Origin of the sequence: Enterobacter sp. 04-C-12-SI-ECC (assembly GCF_047530715.1) — a bacterium.
GTDB classification, from domain to species: Bacteria; Pseudomonadota; Gammaproteobacteria; order Enterobacterales; family Enterobacteriaceae; genus Enterobacter; species Enterobacter bugandensis.
On the sequence record NZ_JBLKDI010000005.1, the window covers coordinates 61,929 to 80,613 of the forward strand.

General features: G+C 55.7%; 19 protein-coding genes. 10 read left to right on the forward strand and 9 right to left on the reverse strand.

The window, feature by feature from the left end:
* Window position 1 precedes the first annotated feature (1 nt).
* The 4 genes from ACMWL8_RS09970 to hrpB form a co-directional block, all read right to left on the reverse strand.
* The gene (locus tag ACMWL8_RS09970; protein ID WP_045259487.1) at window positions 2-715 is read right to left on the reverse strand and encodes a molecular chaperone; all 714 of its coding nucleotides are present in this window, start codon (window positions 713-715) and stop codon (window positions 2-4) included.
* Between the two features lie 43 nt (window positions 716-758).
* On the reverse strand, window positions 759-1,331 hold the full coding sequence (locus ACMWL8_RS09975) for a fimbrial protein (protein ID WP_045259486.1): 573 nt from the start codon (window positions 1,329-1,331) through the stop codon (window positions 759-761).
* A gap of 333 nt (window positions 1,332-1,664) precedes the next feature.
* Complete coding sequence (gene mrcB, locus ACMWL8_RS09980) at window positions 1,665-4,190, reverse strand: bifunctional glycosyl transferase/transpeptidase (RefSeq protein ID WP_045259485.1); 2,526 nt, start codon at window positions 4,188-4,190, stop codon at window positions 1,665-1,667.
* Between the two features lie 101 nt (window positions 4,191-4,291).
* Window positions 4,292-6,721, reverse strand: a complete 2,430-nt coding sequence (gene hrpB, locus ACMWL8_RS09985; protein ID WP_045259484.1) for an ATP-dependent helicase HrpB — start codon at window positions 6,719-6,721, stop codon at window positions 4,292-4,294.
* A 73-nt stretch (window positions 6,722-6,794) separates the two neighbouring features.
* Between hrpB and thpR the strand changes: the two genes are divergently transcribed.
* From thpR to panD, 9 genes are all read left to right on the forward strand, one after another.
* Window positions 6,795-7,349, forward strand: coding sequence for an RNA 2',3'-cyclic phosphodiesterase (gene thpR, locus ACMWL8_RS09990; RefSeq protein ID WP_045259483.1), 555 nt, complete (start codon window positions 6,795-6,797; stop codon window positions 7,347-7,349).
* Window positions 7,339-8,043, forward strand: a complete 705-nt coding sequence (gene sfsA, locus ACMWL8_RS09995) for a DNA/RNA nuclease SfsA (protein ID WP_045259482.1) — start codon at window positions 7,339-7,341, stop codon at window positions 8,041-8,043. Before thpR ends, sfsA begins: the two co-directional genes overlap by 11 nt.
* Window positions 8,044-8,219: 176 nt before the next feature.
* Complete coding sequence (dksA, locus tag ACMWL8_RS10000) at window positions 8,220-8,675, forward strand: RNA polymerase-binding protein DksA (RefSeq protein WP_013095632.1); 456 nt, start codon at window positions 8,220-8,222, stop codon at window positions 8,673-8,675.
* Between the two features lie 59 nt (window positions 8,676-8,734).
* Window positions 8,735-9,625 carry a tRNA glutamyl-Q(34) synthetase GluQRS gene (gluQRS, locus tag ACMWL8_RS10005; RefSeq protein WP_045259481.1) on the forward strand — a complete coding sequence of 297 codons (891 nt, stop codon included), beginning with the start codon at window positions 8,735-8,737 and terminating at the stop codon, window positions 9,623-9,625.
* Window positions 9,626-9,667: 42 nt separating this feature from the next.
* On the forward strand, window positions 9,668-11,065 hold the full coding sequence (gene pcnB, locus ACMWL8_RS10010) for a polynucleotide adenylyltransferase PcnB (protein WP_028015552.1): 1,398 nt from the start codon (window positions 9,668-9,670) through the stop codon (window positions 11,063-11,065).
* Entirely contained in the window at window positions 11,062-11,541 is a 480-nt protein-coding gene (gene folK / locus ACMWL8_RS10015) for a 2-amino-4-hydroxy-6-hydroxymethyldihydropteridine diphosphokinase (RefSeq protein ID WP_045259480.1), read from the forward strand. The genes pcnB and folK overlap by 4 nt, the downstream gene beginning before the upstream one ends.
* 123 nt (window positions 11,542-11,664) lie before the next feature.
* Window positions 11,665-12,456: a 3-methyl-2-oxobutanoate hydroxymethyltransferase gene (gene panB, locus ACMWL8_RS10020; RefSeq protein WP_045259479.1), complete on the forward strand. Its 792-nt coding sequence runs from the start codon at window positions 11,665-11,667 to the stop codon at window positions 12,454-12,456.
* A gap of 11 nt (window positions 12,457-12,467) precedes the next feature.
* Entirely contained in the window at window positions 12,468-13,319 is an 852-nt protein-coding gene (gene panC / locus ACMWL8_RS10025) for a pantoate--beta-alanine ligase (RefSeq protein WP_008501942.1), read from the forward strand.
* 32 nt (window positions 13,320-13,351) lie between these two features.
* A complete protein-coding gene (gene panD / locus ACMWL8_RS10030; RefSeq protein WP_003856284.1) occupies window positions 13,352-13,732 on the forward strand; it encodes an aspartate 1-decarboxylase in 381 nt (126 codons plus the stop codon).
* 3 nt (window positions 13,733-13,735) lie between these two features.
* Here the strand turns inward: panD and ACMWL8_RS10035 are convergent, their stop codons facing one another.
* The 4 genes from ACMWL8_RS10035 to ACMWL8_RS10050 all read right to left on the reverse strand — a co-directional run bounded on the left by ACMWL8_RS10035 (window position 13,736) and on the right by ACMWL8_RS10050 (window position 17,285).
* Entirely contained in the window at window positions 13,736-14,983 is a 1,248-nt protein-coding gene (locus tag ACMWL8_RS10035) for a polysaccharide deacetylase family protein (protein WP_045259478.1), read from the reverse strand.
* Window positions 14,984-15,046: 63 nt separating this feature from the next.
* A complete protein-coding gene (locus ACMWL8_RS10040; protein ID WP_045259477.1) occupies window positions 15,047-15,487 on the reverse strand; it encodes a PTS sugar transporter subunit IIA in 441 nt (146 codons plus the stop codon).
* Between the two features lie 104 nt (window positions 15,488-15,591).
* Window positions 15,592-16,362, reverse strand: coding sequence for an ABC transporter permease (locus ACMWL8_RS10045; RefSeq protein WP_023334536.1), 771 nt, complete (start codon window positions 16,360-16,362; stop codon window positions 15,592-15,594).
* Entirely contained in the window at window positions 16,359-17,285 is a 927-nt protein-coding gene (locus ACMWL8_RS10050; protein WP_028015540.1) for an ABC transporter ATP-binding protein, read from the reverse strand. Before ACMWL8_RS10050 ends, ACMWL8_RS10045 begins: the two co-directional genes overlap by 4 nt.
* Window positions 17,286-17,392: 107 nt before the next feature.
* Between ACMWL8_RS10050 and can the strand changes: the two genes are divergently transcribed.
* Window positions 17,393-18,055, forward strand: coding sequence for a carbonate dehydratase (gene can, locus ACMWL8_RS10055; protein ID WP_014882586.1), 663 nt, complete (start codon window positions 17,393-17,395; stop codon window positions 18,053-18,055).
* Window positions 18,056-18,116: 61 nt separating this feature from the next.
* Here the strand turns inward: can and hpt are convergent, their stop codons facing one another.
* On the reverse strand, window positions 18,117-18,653 hold the full coding sequence (hpt, locus tag ACMWL8_RS10060; protein ID WP_032644976.1) for a hypoxanthine phosphoribosyltransferase: 537 nt from the start codon (window positions 18,651-18,653) through the stop codon (window positions 18,117-18,119).
* Between the last annotated feature and the right edge of the window lie 32 nt (window positions 18,654-18,685).

An 18,685-nucleotide genomic window follows, 5' to 3' on the forward strand; every position in this document is an offset into this window, starting at 1 on the left:
TTTAAAGAGCCTGCTTGCGCTGCGGGGTTTGCCCACCGAAATCATTGATTGCCGTCCAGGTCACCGCGCCCTTTGCTGAATTCGGTAACGCGAAACGCTGCTCGCTGAACGGAGCCACCATCATTAAAATGGCGCCTGGCGTGGTTTTGGTCTCTTTCACCGGAACACTTTTCCCACCAACGGCCAGCTCGCCAAACGAGACGTAAAACGGTGTCGGGTTGTTTGCAATTAGCGTGTCGCCCTGACGCTTGAATGTGATTTTTGCGTAGGCTTCCAGGGCATCGCTTTCCTTCAGCTGAGCCGGACGCCAGAAAAGCTTCAGGCGCGTTTTCATCGCAAATTGCAGCGTGTTTTTCTCTTTCAGCTCCGGCGAGAGTGCCGATACGGATTTAACGTTTGCCAGAAACAGAGATTCCCGGTCTACGGGCAGGTTTTTTTTATCGCCGGTAAAAATAACGTGCAAAAGGGTTTGACGATTTTCCTGCAATTTGTAAACAGGGGGAGTAATAATAAACGGCGCTTTCGCATCATTGGGGTAAGTGACCCAGCTTTGCACCAGATAACGTGTATGCGAATCTTTATTTTTAAGTGCTATCTGAACTTCTGATTTATTCGATGGATAAATAATTCGCGTACCACCGAGAACAACACTTGCCTGTACTGAACAGCAGGAAATAATTAAACAACCACATAACAATTTAAATAAAGTCTTCATACAATGTTCCAAAAAGGCAGCCGTTCAGGCTGCCCGTCATTGCTTAGCGATAGACAACCTCGAATGTTGCAGAGGAGGAGTAATGGCCCGCGGTTGGCGCGGTGTCCCCCACCTGAATCACTTTCGCGGTGTAGTTAAAGACAGAAGCCGTTGCCCCGGTCGCGTCGTTATTCACATCGGTACCCGCATCCGGTACTGAACCGTCGAAAACAACATCGCCTTTAACGCCGTTCTCATTGCTGACGATGATGCCAACGTTGGTCGCATTGCCTGCGCCAGTCAGATCGTTCTTCAAGCGCTTGTTAGCGGCGTCTGTTGTCGTGCCGCTAAACTTGAGGTTCAGTTTAGCGACCAGCGGGTCACATTTTTTCACTTCAATCTTAAAGGCTTTTGAGGTGCCAACCGTACCGTCAGCGCCAAAATCCGAAGGATAGGTATCTGCGAAAGTGACGGTGGAAGCGTTAGTCCCTGTGCCATCAACGTTAATTTCACAGGTATCGGCAACAATTTTTCCGGCGAAGTTCACCGTACCGGAATCGTTTGACGCAAATACAGGCAGAGACAGCGCGGCCATAACGCTTCCGGCTAAAAATGCAGAGACAATTTTTTTGTTCATGAAAAATATCCTTATATTTGACAATTGTGGCATCCATTCGTACTACAAATATTTTGAGTCGAAATGTTATCCAGCATGTTACACATGACTGACTAAATAGGAATATCCTTTGAGCCAGTGAATTTCTTATGGCGATTACATCAGATTATTCTTCATTGTGTCCAGAGAGGATAAAGTTACGCAACATGTAGAAGATTTCAAATGCATGTTTTAGATGAAAAAAATGAGAACTTAAAAATTCTAAATTAGATGTTTAATATTTTTAAAAATTGCAGAATGTAAAAAACAAAAAAGCCGCTTTATATTAAAGCGGCTTTTTATTCAGGGAATTAATTAGTTCCCACCAAACATATCCTTGATCCAGCCGGCCACGCCATCACTGTCTTTCTTCTCGTTCTGCTGCTGGGCCGGTTGTTGCTGCGGCTGCTGCGGCTGAGAAGATTGATCGAACGGGTTGCCCGTTGGCTGTTCAGGCTGGCTCTGCTGGCACAGTGAGTCCGGGTTGGTCGTCCAGACCGGCAGGGTACGCATCCCGCCGCCGCAGATAAAGTTCCCGGAACCATCCACGCCCATATCGACGATATCTTCCGGCGCGACCAGGTTCAGCGGCACAGGTGACTGGTTCGCCAGGTAGCGCTGGTAAATCGACATCGCCCCGCTCGCCCCGTAAAGTTTGGTCGGCTGGTTGTTGTCACGGCCTACCCAGGTGATCACCACTTCACGGCCATCAATACCGGCAAACCAGGTATCAACGTTGTTGTTGGTGGTCCCGGTTTTACCCGCCAGATGCAGGCCCGGATACTTCGCACCCAGTTGACGACCCGTACCGCGCTGCACCACCTGCTGCATCGTCCACAGCGTCATGTAGGCTGCCTGAGCAGGAACGGCACGCTCGGCCTGCGGGAAGCTCTGATACAGTACGGAACCGTCTTCAGCAATCACCGAACGCAGCGCGGAGAGCGGTGCGCGGTTACCCCCGCTGGCAATGGTCTGGAACGCCTGCGCCACTTCGATCGGCGTCAGGTTAAGCGCCCCCAGAATCATCGCCGGAACAGGGTGCAGCTGATCTTTCGGTACGCCCAGCTTCTGCCAGGTATCGACAATGGCCGGCAGGCCCAGCGCCATACCGAGGTTAACCGTAGGTACGTTCATGGAGCGGGTTAACGCATCCACCAGCATCACCTGGCCGCTGAACTGTTTATCATCGTTCTGTGGTGACCAGACCTGGCCGTTAGGCTGACGCAGGGAGATTGGCGCATCGGCGATCCAGGTGTTCAGGCGATACATATTCGGCTGGCTCAGCGCGGTGAGATAGGTCGCCGGTTTAGCCAGAGAGCCAATCGAACGACGCGCCTGCATGGCACGGTTATAGCCCGCATACTGCGGCTCTGCGCCGCCCACCATCGCGCGAACTTCACCGGTATTGCGGTCAACCACCACCATCGCGGTTTCCAGATCGGAGAGCTTGCGCTGCTTCTTCAGCGCCGGGATCCCTTCAACCGCCGCTTTTTCTGCCGCGTCCTGGGCTACCGAGTCAAAGGTTGTGAAGATCTTCACGCCGGAGAGATCTTTGACCTTATCACCGAGCTTACTTTGCAGCTCCTGGCGCACCATCTGCATGAAAGCAGGCTGCGGAGAGATCACCCCACCGCGCGGCTGCACGCCCAGCGGACGTGCGCTAAGCATGTCGTATAATTCCTGGTCAATCACCTGCTGCTGTTGCAGCAGACGCAGTACCAGGTTACGACGCTCCAGCGCCAGTTTCGGGTTGCGCCACGGGTTATAAATGGACGCCCCTTTTACCATGCCCACCAGCAGCGCCTGCTGGTCAAGGCTGAGCTCTTCCACCGGACGGCCAAAGTAGTACAGGCTCGCCAGCGGGAAGCCGCGGATCTCGTTATCGCCGCTCTGGCCGAGGTACACCTCGTTCATGTACAGCTCAAGGATACGATCCTTGCTGTAGCGCGCATCCATCAGCACGGCCATGTACGCTTCGTTGGCTTTACGCCAGTAAGAACGCTCGCTGGAGAGGAACAGGTTCTTCACCAGCTGCTGGGTAAGCGTACTCGCCCCCTGCACGGTACGGCCCGCAGTCAGGTTCGCCAGCACCGCACGGCCGATGGAGTAGAGACTGATACCATCGTGCTCGTAGAAATGGCGGTCTTCGGTTGCCAGCAGGGTATCCACCAGCAGATCCGGGAAGCCGTTACGCGCCACGAACAGGCGCTGTTCGCCATTGGCGGACGAGAGCATGGTGATCAGACGCGGATCAAGACGGAAGAAACCGAACTGGCGGTTATTGTCCATGTTCTCAATGGTTTCCAGCCGATCGCCGTCAAAGGTCAGACGCGCGCGCACCTGCCCCTCTTTGCTGTCCGGGAAGTCGAACGGGCGGCGGATCATCTCAATGCTCTTCGCCTGGACGGTAAATTCGCCCGGGCGGGTCATTTTCGTGACCTGACGATACTGCGTAGCTTGCAGCAGTTTCACCATCTCGTTCTTGCTGATGGACATGTCCGGCTCAAGGTTCACCATGCGACCATACACTGCCGCAGGCAATTGCCAGACTTTCCCGTCGATACGGCTGCGGATCTTCTGATCCAGATACACGCCGTAAATCGCGATCAGCACAACAAAAACAATGAACAGCTTCAGCAGCAGCCAGAACCAGCCGCGCTTCCCACGAGGCTTACGCCCTTTGCCTTTTCCTTTACGCGGCATCGGTTCTTCATCCTCATAATCGTCTTCATAGTCATCGTCATACTCCTCATCTCTGAGGCGACGACGGCTTACTTTTTCTTTCGCCGGACGCGCGGGTTTTCCCTTACGTCCTATTGGCTCGCGGTCATTCCCCGCCATGCTTTTTCTCCGCAACTTTCAGGCGCAAAGGCCAGATTTTCCTTTCTTTCACAGGTCTGTGGAAGAAGAAATCTCTCAAAATAAACAGCAAGACTTTCCTGTCAGGAATACTTCTTCGTCCGCCGCGTCGGCGCCGTATTCGCCGGATCGTCCGGCCAGACGTGTTTGGGATACCGTCCCTTCATCTCTTTCTGCACGTCACGGTAGCTCCCGGCCCAGAACGCCCCCAGATCGCGGGTGATCTGCAACGGACGATGCGCAGGCGAGAGCAGCTCAAGCACCAACGGCACCCGCCCTTCCGCAATAGACGGCGTGGTTGCCTCACCAAACATCTCCTGCATCCGAACCGCCAGCGCCGGAGGATTATCCTCATGATAACGAATGGCAATCCGGCTCCCGGTGGGCACAGTGTAATGCCCAGGAAGCTCACTATCCAGACGTTGACGTAATGACCAGTCCAGTAAATTCTGTAACGCAGTCTTAACATCAAGCGCCTTAAGGGCGCGCAGAGAGTGCACGCCGCTCATTTGCGGCAGCAGCCACTGCTCAAGCGTCGCGAGCAGCGTCTCATCATCCACCGCGGGCCAGCCGTATTCCGGAAGCCACTTCGCGGCGCAGTGCAAACGAATGCGATACTGTTCAGCTTCCGGCGTCCAGTTCAGAACGTTAAGGCCCTTTTCCCGAATGCCGTTCAGCATTGCCTGGTGTAACTCTTCTTCCGACGGCTTCGCCAGCGGTTTCGTCCCGAGGATCAGTTTGCCAATCTGACTACGCCGAAACGCCTTTAGCGTCCCCTGAGCGTCATCCCATTCCACGATGTCCGATTGCTGGAGCAGCTGCGGGCAGGTACGCGTCAGGGCATCTATGTCCACGGCAATCGCCTGTAAAATACGGGCATCAGGAGACTGGCTGCCCTGAAGCAGGAGCGGCGCGATCAGCCATTCATGTCGCGTCAGGGCATCATCGCTGTCCAGCATCGCCCCCATGCCGTTTGCCAGCTGGTAGCGTCCATCCAGCCCGCGGCGGCGCGCAATCCTGTCCGGGAAGGCCAGCGCCAGAAGGGAGGCAATCTTATCGCCGTCAGGTGAACCGCCCCGGCAGTTCAGGCGTTTGCACAGCTGCTGCGCCCGCTGCTGCCAGTTTCCCTGATTGCGCGAAAACGCCTGCCCCAGATCGCTGCTGCCTCCGCGCGGCGGCTCCTCAAGAATAGCCGCCAGTTTCGCCGCTGTGGCAATTTCATCTTCGCCCTGCGCGGCCACCAGCATCGCCGCCAGACGCGGATCGTTGCCCAGCGCAGCCATTTTCTGGCCGCGCGCCGTCAGACGTTCACCTTCCAGCGCGCCAAGCTGGGTGAGCAGGTTGCGCGCGGCGGCGAGATTCACGACAGGCGGTGGATTAAGCCAGGTGAGCTGTTCAGGATCCGGGCAGCCCCACAGCAGGAGATCCATCACCAGCCCGGAGAGATCGCTTTGTAAAATCTCCGGCGTGCTTTGCTGTGCCGCGCGTTCAGCCTGCTCCGCGCTGGTCAAATGCAGGCAAATACCCGGCTCAAGACGCCCCGCACGGCCCGCGCGTTGCACCATTGACGCCTGGCTGATGCGTTGTGTCAGCAGTTTAGTCAGCCCGGTGCGCGGATCAAAGCTAGCCACCCTCTCCTGCGCGCTATCCACCACCAGGCGAATGCCTTCGATGGTCAAACTGGTTTCGGCAATGTTGGTTGCCAGGACGACTTTACGCTGCCCCGCCGGGGCGGGAAGGATAGCTTTACGCTGCTCGGTCAACGACAGGGCGCCATAGAGCGGGCAAAGCAGTACGTCACTGCCCACCCTGGAGGCCAGCCGCTCCTGCACGCGCTGAATCTCCCCCACGCCGGGCAAAAACAGCAGCAGCGAGCCGGGCGCCTGGCGAAGCAGGTCAGCAGTGGCAATAGCTACCGCTTCGTCAAAGCGCTGATGGGCAGGAAGCAGCTGATAGCGACGCTCAACAGGAAATGCCCTTCCTTCTGAGCTGATGACCGGCGCATCGGGTAATGCCTGTCGTAGCCGCTCGTTATCCAGCGTTGCCGACATAATCAGCAGCCGCAGATCGTCGCGCAGCCCCTGCTGAACGTCGAGCAACAGCGCGAGGGCCAGATCGGCCTGCAGGCTGCGCTCGTGGAATTCATCCAGGATCACCAGCCCGACGCCGTTCAACTCCGGGTCGTTTTGCAGCATGCGGGTAAGAATGCCCTCGGTGACCACCTCAAGCCGCGTGGACGGGCCGACGCAGGTTTCGGCGCGCATCCGGTAGCCTACCGTTTCACCCGGTTTTTCATTCAGCAGTTCCGCCAGGCGCTGCGCCACGTTGCGCGCGGCCAGCCTGCGCGGCTCCAGCAGGATAATTTTCCCGGCAATCTTCCCCTCTTTAAGGATCTGCAATGGCAGCCAGGTAGATTTACCCGCCCCCGTAGGCGCGTTAAGCAAAACCTGCGGGGCATGTTGTAAGGCAGCGAGAAGCTCAGGAAGAACGACGGCGACCGGCAATGAGGACACTAACAGCTCCAGAGGGTTAACATTAGTCGGCGTACATTGTAGCATCGGCGCATATCATTACCGAGTCCCCCGTATGTCTGAGTCGAAACGGCTGTTTTTTGCCATTGAATTGCCCACCACCCTACAGCGGCAAATCGTTCGCTGGCGCGCGGAACATTTTCCGCCGGAAGCGGGCCGGCCCGTTGCGGCGGCAAACCTGCACCTGACGCTGGCCTTTTTGGGTGACGTGAGCGCCGAAAAACAGCGGGCATTAGCCGCCATGGCCGGGCGTATTGTCCAGCCGGCGTTTACGCTGCACCTTGACGATGCGGGTCAGTGGCTGCGTTCGCGCGTGGTCTGGCTGGGTACGCGCCAGCCGCCGCGCGGGTTGTTACAGCTCGCCAATATGTTGCGCGCGCAGGCAGCGCGCAGCGGCTGTTACCAGAGCCCGCAGCCGTTTCATCCGCACGTCACGCTGCTGCGCGATGCCGGTCAGGCCGTTGCCATTCCGCCGCCGGGTTTTCACTGGGCTTTTCCGGTTAATGAATTCGCGCTTTATGAATCCGTCTTTGCACGGGGACGCACCCGCTACAGGCCGCTACAGCGCTGGACGTTGGGCGACACCACAAGGAATTCCGATGAAGTTTAGTCCTGCACTCCAGTCCGCGACGCTGATCCAACGCTACAAACGCTTCCTCGCCGACGTGGTGACGCCGGAAGGCGAAGAGCTCACCTTGCACTGCCCCAACACCGGCGCCATGACCGGTTGCGCCGCGCCGGGTGACACGGTCTGGTATTCCACTTCAGAAAATACTAAACGCAAATATCCCCATACCTGGGAAATAACCGAAACGCAAAACGGGGCGTTTATTTGTGTTAATACTCTACGTGCAAATCAGCTGGTTAAGGAAGCGCTGACCAATGGCGCCATTCCCGAACTGGTGGGTTACGGTACGCATAAAACAGAAGTGAAATACGGCGATGAAGGCAGCAGAATTGACTTCATGTTACAGGCGGAAGACAGGCCGGAGTGCTATATTGAAGTAAAATCAGTGACGTTAGCGGAACAGGAAAACGGCTTCTTTCCGGATGCGGTAACGCTACGCGGGCAGAAGCATCTGCGAGAGCTAATGAGTGTTGCGGCGGCGGGCAAACGCGCCGTATTGCTGTTTGCGGTGTTGCATACAGCGATTGAACGGTTTTCCCCTGCCCGCCATATCGATCCTAAATACGCACAACTGTTGAATGAGGCACAAAAGCAGGGGGTAGAGGTTTTAGCTTATAAAGCGGAACTTTCTGCCGATAATATGACTCTGAGATCGTCTCTTCCCATTGTCTTATAAGGGATTAGACGATTGATGAATAAGTGTTCTGGCCGCGTGCGCAAATACGCTTTTCCTCACAGGCTTGTCAAGTGTTACGTTTAGATAATTGCCATACGGAAAAGCATCTGCTATTTATAGCGACCTGATTTTTCCCCCAACACGGGGATCGATAGTGCGTGTTAAGGAGAAGCAACATGCAAGAAGGGCAAAACCGTAAAACATCGTCCCTGAGTATTCTCGCCATCGCTGGGGTGGAGCCGTATCAAGAGAAGCCGGGCGAAGAGTATATGAACGAAGCCCAGCTGTCGCACTTCAAGCGTATTCTTGAAGCATGGCGTAATCAACTCAGGGATGAAGTGGATCGCACCGTTTCGCATATGCAGGATGAAGCTGCTAACTTCCCGGATCCGGTAGACCGTGCCGCTCAGGAAGAAGAGTTCAGCCTCGAACTGCGTAACCGTGACCGCGAACGCAAACTGATCAAAAAGATCGAGAAAACGCTGAAAAAAGTCGAAGACGAAGATTTTGGCTACTGCGAATCCTGCGGTGTTGAAATCGGTATTCGTCGCCTGGAAGCGCGTCCAACCGCCGATCTGTGCATCGACTGTAAAACGCTGGCCGAAATCCGCGAAAAACAGATGGCCGGCTAACGCCAGCGCTGTTTATACACTTCAAAGGCGGGAGTCTCTCCCGCCTTGTTACTGTTGATATGTCTGAATCACACTATATCGGGCGCTTTGCGCCATCCCCTTCCGGTGAATTACACTTCGGCTCATTAATTGCCGCGCTTGGCAGCTACCTGCAGGCTCGCGCCAGTCAGGGTAAATGGCTCGTCCGCATCGAAGATATTGACCCTCCGCGTGAAGTTCCCGGTGCTGCAGACACCATTCTGCGTCAGCTGGAACATTACGGTCTTCACTGGGACGGCGACGTTCTGTGGCAGTCACAACGTCATGAGGCTTATCGGGAACGTCTGGCCTGGCTCAGCGCTCAGGGGCTCTCCTATAACTGCACCTGCACCCGCGCGCGTATCCAGAGCGTGGGAGGTGTGTATGACGGCCGCTGCCGCACGCTGAATCTTCCCCCGAAAAATGCCGCCGTACGCTTGCTACAGCGCGCGCCCGTCACTCGCTTCCACGATCGGCTCTCCGGTGAGATTAGGGCGGATGAACGTCTGGCATGTGAAGATTTTATTATTCACCGTCGTGATGGTCTGTTTGCGTATAACCTGGCGGTGGTCGTCGACGATCGTTTCCAGGGCGTGACGGAAATTGTGCGCGGGGCGGACCTGGTCGAACCGACCGTACGGCAAATCTCGCTTTATCATCAGTTTGGCTGGACGGCACCGGATTACATTCATCTGCCGCTGGCGGTCAATACGCAGGGCGTTAAGCTCTCCAAGCAGAACCACGCCCCGGCCCTGCCAGACGGCGATCCGCGTCCTGTTTTGATCGACGCGCTGCGATTTCTCAACCAGAATGTAACCAACGAATGGCAGGATCTGCGCATTGACGAATTGCTGAAAATAGCCATTGCCAACTGGACGCTCGCGGCGGTGCCGAAAATCCAGCATTCTCAAATGCGTTGCGCTGAGCTATGATTAGCCGCTTTTTTCATAACAAAACACACTACGAGGTGTACCATTTTTACCCGAGTCGCTAATTTTTGCCGTAAAGTGCTAAGCCGCGAAGAGAGCATGGCGAACGACGCTATTGCACAGCCACACATGTCGGTTATTCCGCGTGAGCAGCACAATATTTCCCGCAAAGATATCAGTGAAAATGCCCTCAAGGTACTCTATCGTCTGAATAAAGCGGGCTACGAGGCCTATCTCGTTGGCGGTGGGGTGCGTGATTTACTGCTGGGCAAAAAACCGAAAGATTTCGACGTGACGACCAGCGCCACGCCCGAGCAGGTGCGTAAATTATTCCGCAACTGCCGTCTCGTTGGCCGCCGTTTCCGTCTGGCTCACGTGATGTTTGGGCCGGAAATCATCGAAGTGGCGACCTTCCGCGGCCACCACGAAGCGGGTGCATCCGACCGCACCACGTCACAGCGCGGCCAGAACGGTATGCTGCTGCGCGACAATATCTTCGGCTCTATCGAAGAAGATGCCCAGCGTCGCGACTTCACCATCAACAGCCTTTATTACAGCGTGGCAGATTTCACCGTGCGTGATTACGTCGGCGGCATGCAGGACCTGAAAGAGGGTCTGATCCGCCTGATCGGCACGCCGGAAACGCGCTATCGTGAAGATCCGGTGCGCATGCTGCGCGCCGTGCGTTTTGCCGCCAAGCTGAACATGCGCATCAGCCCGGAAACCGCAGAGCCGATCCCGCGTCTGGCGACGCTGATTAACGACGTGCCGCCTGCCCGCCTGTTTGAAGAGGCGCTGAAGCTGCTGCAGGCCGGCTACGGGTTCGAAACCTACAATCTGCTGCGCGAATACAACCTGTTCCAGCCTCTGTTCCCGACCATTACCCGTTACTTCACCGAAAACGGTGACAGCCCAATGGAGCGGATGATTGCGCAGGTGCTGAAAAATACTGACACCCGCATCCATAACGATATGCGCGTGAACCCGGCATTCCTGTTTGCGGCAATGTTCTGGTACCCGCTGCTGGAAACGGCTCAAAGAATCACCCAGGAGAGCGGCCTCGCCTATTACGATGCCTTCGCGCTGGCCGCGAACGATGTATTGGACGAAGGGTGCCGCACGCTGGCTATCCCAAAACGTATTACTACGTTGGTGCGCGACATCTGGCAGCTTCAGCTGCGCATGTCCCGCCGTCAGGGCAAACGTGCCTGGAAGCTGATGGAGCATCCAAAGTTCCGCGCCGCCTTCGACCTGCTGTCGCTGCGTGCGGAAACTGAACGCAATCAGGAGCTGCAGCGCCTGGCGCAGTGGTGGGCCGAATTCCAGGTTTCCGCCCCGCCGGAGCAGAAAGATATGCTGACCGGGCTGGATGAAGAACCTGCCCCGCGTCGCCGTCATCGTCGTCCGCGCAAACGCGCACCGCGTCGTGAAGGGACAGCATGACCCTTGCGTATATCGCCATCGGCAGCAATTTAGCCTCTCCGCTGGAGCAGGTGAATGCTGCCGTACAGGCGCTGGGTGAGATCCCGCAAAGCCGTATCGTGGCGGTCTCCTCCTTTTACCGCACGCCGCCGCTAGGCCCGCAGGATCAACCTGATTATCTGAACGCCGCCGTGGTGCTGGAAACATCCCTCGATGCCGAAACGCTGCTGGACAACACTCAGCGCATCGAACTGCAGCAGGGGCGCGTACGCAAAGCCGAACGCTGGGGGCCGCGCACGCTTGATCTCGATATTATGCTGTTCGGCCATGAGGTGATTAACACTGAACGCCTCACCGTACCGCATTACGACATGAAAAATCGTGGCTTTATGCTCTGGCCGCTCTTTGAAGTGGCGCCCGATCTCACCTTCCCGGAAGACATCCCGCTCAAGGCCGTTCTGGACAACCTGAACGCGGAAAGACCCGCTCGCTGGTGATCCTCTTCCCTCACCGGTTGACCACAAAATAATTGTGGTTAATCGGTTGCCTAAAATCATTGTTCCCTCGAATGTTACTGTTAGAATGCGCAAAGATTCGCTTTTGGGCTATCAGGAAACAGTATGAAACCAACCACCATCTCCTTACTGCAGAAATGCAAACAGGAAAAAAAACGCTTCGCCACCATCACCGCGTATGACTACAGCTTCGCCAAACTGTTTGCCGAAGAGGGGATCAACGTCATGCTGGTCGGAGATTCGTTAGGGATGACGGTACAAGGACATGATTCCACCCTGCCGGTCACGGTCGAAGATATTGCATATCACACCCGTGCGGTACGCCGCGGTGCGCCAGGCTGCCTTCTGCTTTCCGACTTGCCATTTATGGCCTATGCCACGCCAGAGCAGGCATTTGAAAACGCGGCGGCAGTGATGCGCGCTGGCGCTAACATGGTCAAAATTGAAGGCGGCGCCTGGCTGGTGGAGACGGTGAAAATGCTCACCGAACGCGCCGTGCCGGTGTGTGGTCATTTGGGCCTGACCCCGCAGTCCGTCAACATCTTTGGCGGGTATAAGGTGCAGGGCCGCGGCGACGCGGCGCAGACGCTGTTTGAGGATGCCCTGGCGCTGGAAGCCGCAGGCGCCCAGCTGCTGGTGCTGGAGTGCGTGCCGGTTGAGCTGGCGAAACGCATCACCGACGCACTCTCCATTCCGGTGATTGGTATTGGTGCAGGCAACGTGACCGACGGTCAGATTCTGGTGATGCACGACGCCTTTGGTATTACTGGCGGGCATATCCCGAAATTTGCCAAAAATTTCCTCACTGAAGCGGGCGACATGCGCGCTGCGGTCAGGCAGTATATTGCCGACGTTGAATCCGGTGTTTACCCGGGTGAAGAACACAGTTTCCATTAAGGAGTCTCGTTGTGCTAATCATTGAAACCCTGCCGCTGCTTCGCCAGCATATCCGCCGCGCGCGACAGGAAGGTAAACGTATCGCACTGGTCCCGACCATGGGCAATCTGCATGATGGCCACATGAAGCTCGTCGACGAAGCCCGTGCGCGAGCAGATATCGTGGTGGTCAGTATCTTCGTGAACCCCATGCAGTTTGACCGCGCCGACGATCTGGCACGCTATCCGCGCACCCTGCAGGAAGATTGCGAGAAGCTCAAAAAACGCCACGCGGATATCGTCTTCTCACCTGCACCGGCGGACGTTTATCCGCAGGGTACCGAAGAGGCGACCTACGTTGACGTCCCGGGCATTTCCACCATGCTCGAAGGCGCCAGCCGTCCGGGCCACTTCCGCGGAGTCTCCACCATCGTCAGCAAGCTATTTAACCTGGTGCAGCCGGACGTTGCCTGCTTCGGTGAGAAAGATTTCCAGCAGCTGGCGCTGATCCGCAAGATGGTCGCCGACATGGGATATGATATCGAGATCGTCGGCGTACCGATTGTGCGTGCGAAAGACGGTCTGGCGCTCAGCTCGCGGAATGGTTACCTGACCGCCGAACAGCGTAAAATCGCGCCGGGCCTGAGCAAGGTTATGAACACCATGGCAGAGCAGATGCTGGCAAAAGAGTTAACAGCAGAAGAGATTATTGCCCTTGCCGAGCAGGCGCTTAACGATAAGGGCCTTCGTGCTGACGACGTACAAATTCGTGATGCTGATACGCTGCTGGAATTAACTCAGAACAGCAAGCGCGCAGTCATCCTGGTGGCGGCATGGCTCGGCCAGGCACGCCTGATTGACAATAAAGTGGTTGAGCTGGCGTAGTTCTTCACCCTTGATAATTAAAGGTAAACGTAATGATTCGCAAAATGCTGCAAGGTAAGCTTCACCGTGTGAAAGTCACGCAGGCCGACCTGCACTATGAAGGCTCCTGCGCCATTGACCAGGATTTTCTCGACGCGGCGGGTATCCTTGAAAACGAAGCGATTGATATCTGGAACGTGAACAACGGTAAACGCTTCTCTACTTATGCGATTGCCGCCGAGCGCGGTTCTAAAATCATCTCCGTTAACGGCGCTGCGGCGCACTGTGCGGACGTGGGCGACATTGTGATCATCGCCAGCTTCGTGATGATGTCTGACGAAGAAGCCCGCCGCTGGCAGCCTAAAGTGGCCTACTTCGAAGGCGACAATGAAATGAAGCGCACCGCAAAGGCGATTCCGGTTCAGGTTGCCTGATGTTTATCCCTGCGGCTGATTGCTGATCAGCCGCGACATCGTCTCCAGCGAATCCGTTCTTAAGATATAGAGTCGTTTCAGTAAGAACGGATTATCCCCCGGCTTCACCTTCCCCTTCACCGTGGTCACGGCCAGATGGAAACCGGCATCATTCGCCGCCTTGATCGCCTTATTGTCATAGCCGCCAAAGGGATAAGAAAGGTAGAGCACACGCGGGTTGAACTGTGACAGCGCGCGACGAGAACGCTCAAAATCAAACAGGATCACGTGATAGCTGCGGCTCAGTAAGATCGGGTGTTTATACCCGTCCACGCGGTGCAGGAAGTGAGTGTGCGACTGAATGTCGAACACATCCTGAATGCCTTTGATTTCCTGAACGCTCATAAACTGCAGCGATTTAGGATCCCACTTCTGCGGATGGCCTTTAATACGTGACGAAATGATAAACGCCGTCGCGTTGAAGCCATACTCTTTCAGCACAGGATACGCGTAACGGCTCACCGACTTCAGGCCGTCGTCAAATGTAATCACCACCGCCTTCGCGGGCAGGTTCATTTTGTTGCGCACGTAGCCTTCCAGCTGATACATCGTCAGCGAGGTGTACCCCTGGTCGCGAAGCCAGGTCATCTGGTTGCTGAACGCGCGCACGCTGGTGGTGGTGGAGGTATGACGAAAACGGGTGTTCTCCTCATCGCGCAGGATATGGTGATAGGTCAGAACCGGAATGCCGTTATCTTCCTGCGCGTCCAGGCTGCTTATCCACGCCAGGCGGTTGCCGATGCGGATCTGATACCAGGTCTGGTTCAGGCGGTCTTTGAGTTTATTCAGAATGGGATAGCGCAGGTTGGCGCTCAGGATGCCAAAGGGCGCGCTTCCGCTATTGGGCGCGTTATAGACGGGCGTATCTTTCCAGGTGATGAGGTTCTGGTTACTGAGCGGCTTGTTCAGGTCGCCCAGGCTGTCCTCAACGCGTTGCTTACCCTGCACTTTCTCAAGGTGGTCTTTATCAATAAAGCCGGTACCGAACCCGAAGCGAAATTCGTAATAATCCGCCGCCGCGGGAAAGACCGCGATGATCTGCCCTGCGCGAATATTGCCCACATTAACCACGGAGTTACCTACCTGAGCCCAGATGGCAGCATCCTCAGTGGTTTGCATATATTGAGCAGGAAGCCCTTGCTGACTTATCAGGCTGGCAGACGCCCCGCCGGAAACCAGCAGCAAAAGGAGAAAGAACACGCGCATGAACATAGGATATAAATCGACACGGGAAATCAGTCGCCATTGTAGCAAAAGCGACATCAATACCAATGTTTAATGCTTATACAGATCGTGAAGCAGAACGAAAGGCGGGTTTTTCTGCTGCTGGTGCCACAGGCTGCTCACCTCCGGCTGGCCCTCCGCCACGATAGCGTGCCGAAACTCTGCGCTGCTCAATGAGGCGCGAAGCGGATAGAGGGCTTCGAGTAAAGGCAGGCTGATACCGGAGATTACTTCACAGTTATTATGCTTGTGGCTAAGCAACGCCGCGGCCCGGTAAGGCGCGGCACCGGATTTATCGGTAAGAAAAATCACCCCATCACCGGTATCCGTTTCATGCAGGGCATCGCACATCATCCGGCTGAGCATGTTGGTGCTCAACCCGCGCCAGTAGTTAACCACCCGGCATTGCGCCAGCGGGCCAAATTTGGCCTCAAGCTTATCCAGCATGTCCTGCGCTCGTTCATCGTGGCAGGTGATCACCCATCCCAGCATAACTCTCTCCTTAGCAGGCAAGTAGTTTAGCGGAGTGAAGGTTTGCTTACGGTGATAACCGTCAAAGAAAGTGCCCGGCAACCAGAGCGTCGCCGGGCAGAGGGTTAACTACGCAGACCGCGCCCGCGCTGGATCAGATACCAGCACAGCAGGTAGAAGGCGATGATGAATACCACCAGCACCGCCACCGTGGTAAACAGCGGAACATCGGTAATACCGAGGAAGCCAAAGCGGAAGCCGCTGATCATGTAGACGATCGGGTTCAGATGCGACAGCGCCTGCCAGAACGGCGGCAGCAGCGTCAGGGAGTAGAACACCCCGCCGAGATAGGTCAGCGGCGTCAGCACAAAGGTCGGGATCAGGCTGATGTCGTCAAACGTTTTAGCGAACACCGCATTCAGCAGACCGGCCAGCGAGAACAGAATTGCCGTCAGCAGCAGAGTCAGCGCCACGAACAGCCACGAGTGCACCTGGAACGGCACGAAGAACAGCGAAATCGCCGTCACCAGGATGCCCACGCACAGCCCGCGCGCCACGCCGCCGCCCACGTAACCGGCTATGATGACGTGCGTTGGCACCGGCGCCACCAGCAACTCTTCAATATTACGCTGGAACTTAGCGCTAAAGAACGACGAGGCCACGTTTGCGTAGGCGTTGGTGATCACCGCCATCATAATCAGGCCCGGCACGATAAACTGCATATAGGTAAAACCGTGCATCTCACCAATGCGGGAACCAATCAGGTTGCCGAATATGATGAAATAGAGCGTCATGGTGATGACCGGCGGTACCAGGGTTTGCACCCAGATACGCATAAATCGGTTTATCTCTTTCGCCCAGATACTTTTCAGCGCGACCCAATAAAGATGCGTCATGCCTTGTCTCCTTGTTTATCCTGCACCAGAGAGACAAACAGCTCTTCCAGTCGGTTCGCTTTGTTACGCATGCTTAAAACCTGAATCCCCTGCGCGCTCAGCTGGGAGAACACGCTGTTGATCCCCTGCTCGCGCAGCACTTCCACTTCCAGCGTTGAGGTATCCACCAGGCGATACTGGTATCCTTCAAGCTTCGGTAGCGGGCTTTTTGCCGCCAGATCGAGAATAAACGTTTCGGATTTCAGCTTGGAGAGCAGATCCTTCATCGAGGTGTTCTCCACCAGCTCGCCGTGCTGAATGATGCCGATGTTGCGGCACAGCATCTCTGCTTCTTCAAGGTAGTGGGTGGTCAAAATGATGGTGGTGCCTTTGTCGTTAAGATCCTTTAGGAAACCCCACATAGAACGACGCAGTTCGATATCCACGCCTGCGGTGGGTTCATCAAGGATCAGCAGCTTCGGCTCGTGCATCAGCGCGCGGGCAATCATCAGGCGGCGCTTCATCCCCCCGGACAACATCCGCGCACGTTCGTTACGCTTTTCCCACAGATCGAGCTGTTTCAGGTACTTTTCGCTACGCTCAAGCGCCTCTTTACGCTCAACGCCGTAATAACCCGCCTGGTTAACGACAATCTGCTGCACCGTCTCAAACGGGTTGAAGTTGAACTCCTGCGGTACCAGCCCCAGCTGGCGCTTGGCGTTTACCACATCTTTTTGCAGGTCGTAACCAAAGACGCTCACCCGTCCGGACGTTTTATTCACCAGCGAGCTGATGATCCCGATGGTGGTGGATTTCCCCGCCCCGTTCGGCCCCAGAAGCGCGTAAAAATCCCCGGCCTCTACTTTTAGGTCTATCCCGCGTAGCGCCTGAACGCCACCCGGATAGGTTTTTTTAAGCTGCTCAAGCTCCAGTGCAATTGCCATGAATTTAACTTACCTTCAGTTCTTACACACGTTGTGTGGTTTCATTAAAAGTCGGGTTACCATATAGTAGCGCAACGCAATTACTTGGTTACAGGTCGCTAACCTCCATGAACGACATAGATACACTCATTAGCAACAATGCACTATGGTCAAAAATGCTGGTGGAGGAAGATCCCGGATTTTTTGGAAAACTCGCACAAGCCCAGAACCCGCGCTTTCTCTGGATTGGCTGTTCAGACAGCCGCGTACCTGCCGAGCGCCTGACCGGCCTTGAGCCCGGCGAACTGTTTGTTCACCGCAACGTCGCCAACCTGGTGATTCATACCGATCTCAACTGCCTTTCCGTGGTTCAGTATGCCGTTGACGTCCTGGAAGTCGAGCACATCATTATTTGCGGCCACTACGGCTGCGGCGGCGTGCAGGCGGCGGTTGAAAACCCGGAACTGGGTTTAATTGATAACTGGCTGCTGCACATCCGCGATATCTGGTTCAAACATAGTTCACTGCTCGGCGAAATGCCGCAGGAGCGACGCATGGACACGCTGTGCGAGCTGAACGTGATGGAGCAGGTATATAACCTTGGGCATTCGACCATCATGCAGTCGGCGTGGAAACGCGGGCAGAAGGTATCAATCCACGGCTGGGCGTACGGTATTCACGATGGCCTGCTGCGCAATCTGGAAGTCACCGCCACCAATCGCGAAACGCTGGAGCAGCGTTACCGTTCGGGGATTGCCAACCTCAAGCTTAAGCATGTGAACCATAAATAAAGCCGGGGGTTTTCGCCCTCTCCCCGTGGGAGAGGGTCGGAGTGAGAGCATCAGCCCGCAATTACTCGTCCAGCAATACCACTTTCCCAACATACGGCAGATGACGATAACGCTGCGCGTAATCAATGCCGTAACCCACCACGAACTCGTCCGGGATGGAGAAACCGACAAACTCCACCGGCACCTGCACTTCACGACGCTCCGGTTTATCCAGCAGCGTACAAATCGCCAGCGATTTCGGCTCGCGCAGGCTCAGGATCTCGCGCACCTTTGAAAGGGTGTTGCCGGAGTCGATAATGTCCTCAACGATCAACACATCTTTGCCACGAATATCTTCATCCAGATCTTTCAGGATTTTCACATCACGGGTTGTGGACATGCCGCTGCCGTAGCTGGAAGCGGTCATAAAATCGACCTCGTGCGGTACCTGCACTTCACGGCACAGGTCTGCCATGAACATGAAAGAACCGCGCAGCAGACCAACCAGCACCATTTCGCTGCCGCTGTCCTTGTAATGCTCGGTGATTTGACGACCCAGTTCGGCGATACGCGCTTTGATCTCGGCTTCCGGGATCATCACTTCAACAGTATGTTTCATATTACTAACCAAATGATTTTGATGAAAATCTT

What these genes read in the sequence shown, in the direction of transcription:
- ACMWL8_RS09970 (WP_045259487.1), bottom strand. Translation starts at nt 715, where the DNA reads ATGAAGACTTTATTTAAATTGTTATGTGGTTGTTTAATTATTTCCTGC.
- ACMWL8_RS09975 (WP_045259486.1), bottom strand. Translation starts at nt 1,331, where the DNA reads ATGAACAAAAAAATTGTCTCTGCATTTTTAGCCGGAAGCGTTATGGCC.
- mrcB (WP_045259485.1), bottom strand. Translation starts at nt 4,190, where the DNA reads ATGGCGGGGAATGACCGCGAGCCAATAGGACGTAAGGGAAAACCCGCG.
- thpR (WP_045259483.1), top strand. Translation starts at nt 6,795, where the DNA reads ATGTCTGAGTCGAAACGGCTGTTTTTTGCCATTGAATTGCCCACCACC.
- sfsA (WP_045259482.1), top strand. Translation starts at nt 7,339, where the DNA reads ATGAAGTTTAGTCCTGCACTCCAGTCCGCGACGCTGATCCAACGCTAC.
- dksA (WP_013095632.1), top strand. Translation starts at nt 8,220, where the DNA reads ATGCAAGAAGGGCAAAACCGTAAAACATCGTCCCTGAGTATTCTCGCC.
- gluQRS (WP_045259481.1), top strand. Translation starts at nt 8,735, where the DNA reads ATGTCTGAATCACACTATATCGGGCGCTTTGCGCCATCCCCTTCCGGT.
- folK (WP_045259480.1), top strand. Translation starts at nt 11,062, where the DNA reads ATGACCCTTGCGTATATCGCCATCGGCAGCAATTTAGCCTCTCCGCTG.
- panB (WP_045259479.1), top strand. Translation starts at nt 11,665, where the DNA reads ATGAAACCAACCACCATCTCCTTACTGCAGAAATGCAAACAGGAAAAA.
- panD (WP_003856284.1), top strand. Translation starts at nt 13,352, where the DNA reads ATGATTCGCAAAATGCTGCAAGGTAAGCTTCACCGTGTGAAAGTCACG.
- ACMWL8_RS10035 (WP_045259478.1), bottom strand. Translation starts at nt 14,983, where the DNA reads ATGTTCATGCGCGTGTTCTTTCTCCTTTTGCTGCTGGTTTCCGGCGGG.
- ACMWL8_RS10040 (WP_045259477.1), bottom strand. Translation starts at nt 15,487, where the DNA reads ATGCTGGGATGGGTGATCACCTGCCACGATGAACGAGCGCAGGACATG.
- ACMWL8_RS10045 (WP_023334536.1), bottom strand. Translation starts at nt 16,362, where the DNA reads ATGACGCATCTTTATTGGGTCGCGCTGAAAAGTATCTGGGCGAAAGAG.
- ACMWL8_RS10050 (WP_028015540.1), bottom strand. Translation starts at nt 17,285, where the DNA reads ATGGCAATTGCACTGGAGCTTGAGCAGCTTAAAAAAACCTATCCGGGT.
- can (WP_014882586.1), top strand. Translation starts at nt 17,393, where the DNA reads ATGAACGACATAGATACACTCATTAGCAACAATGCACTATGGTCAAAA.
- hpt (WP_032644976.1), bottom strand. Translation starts at nt 18,653, where the DNA reads ATGAAACATACTGTTGAAGTGATGATCCCGGAAGCCGAGATCAAAGCG.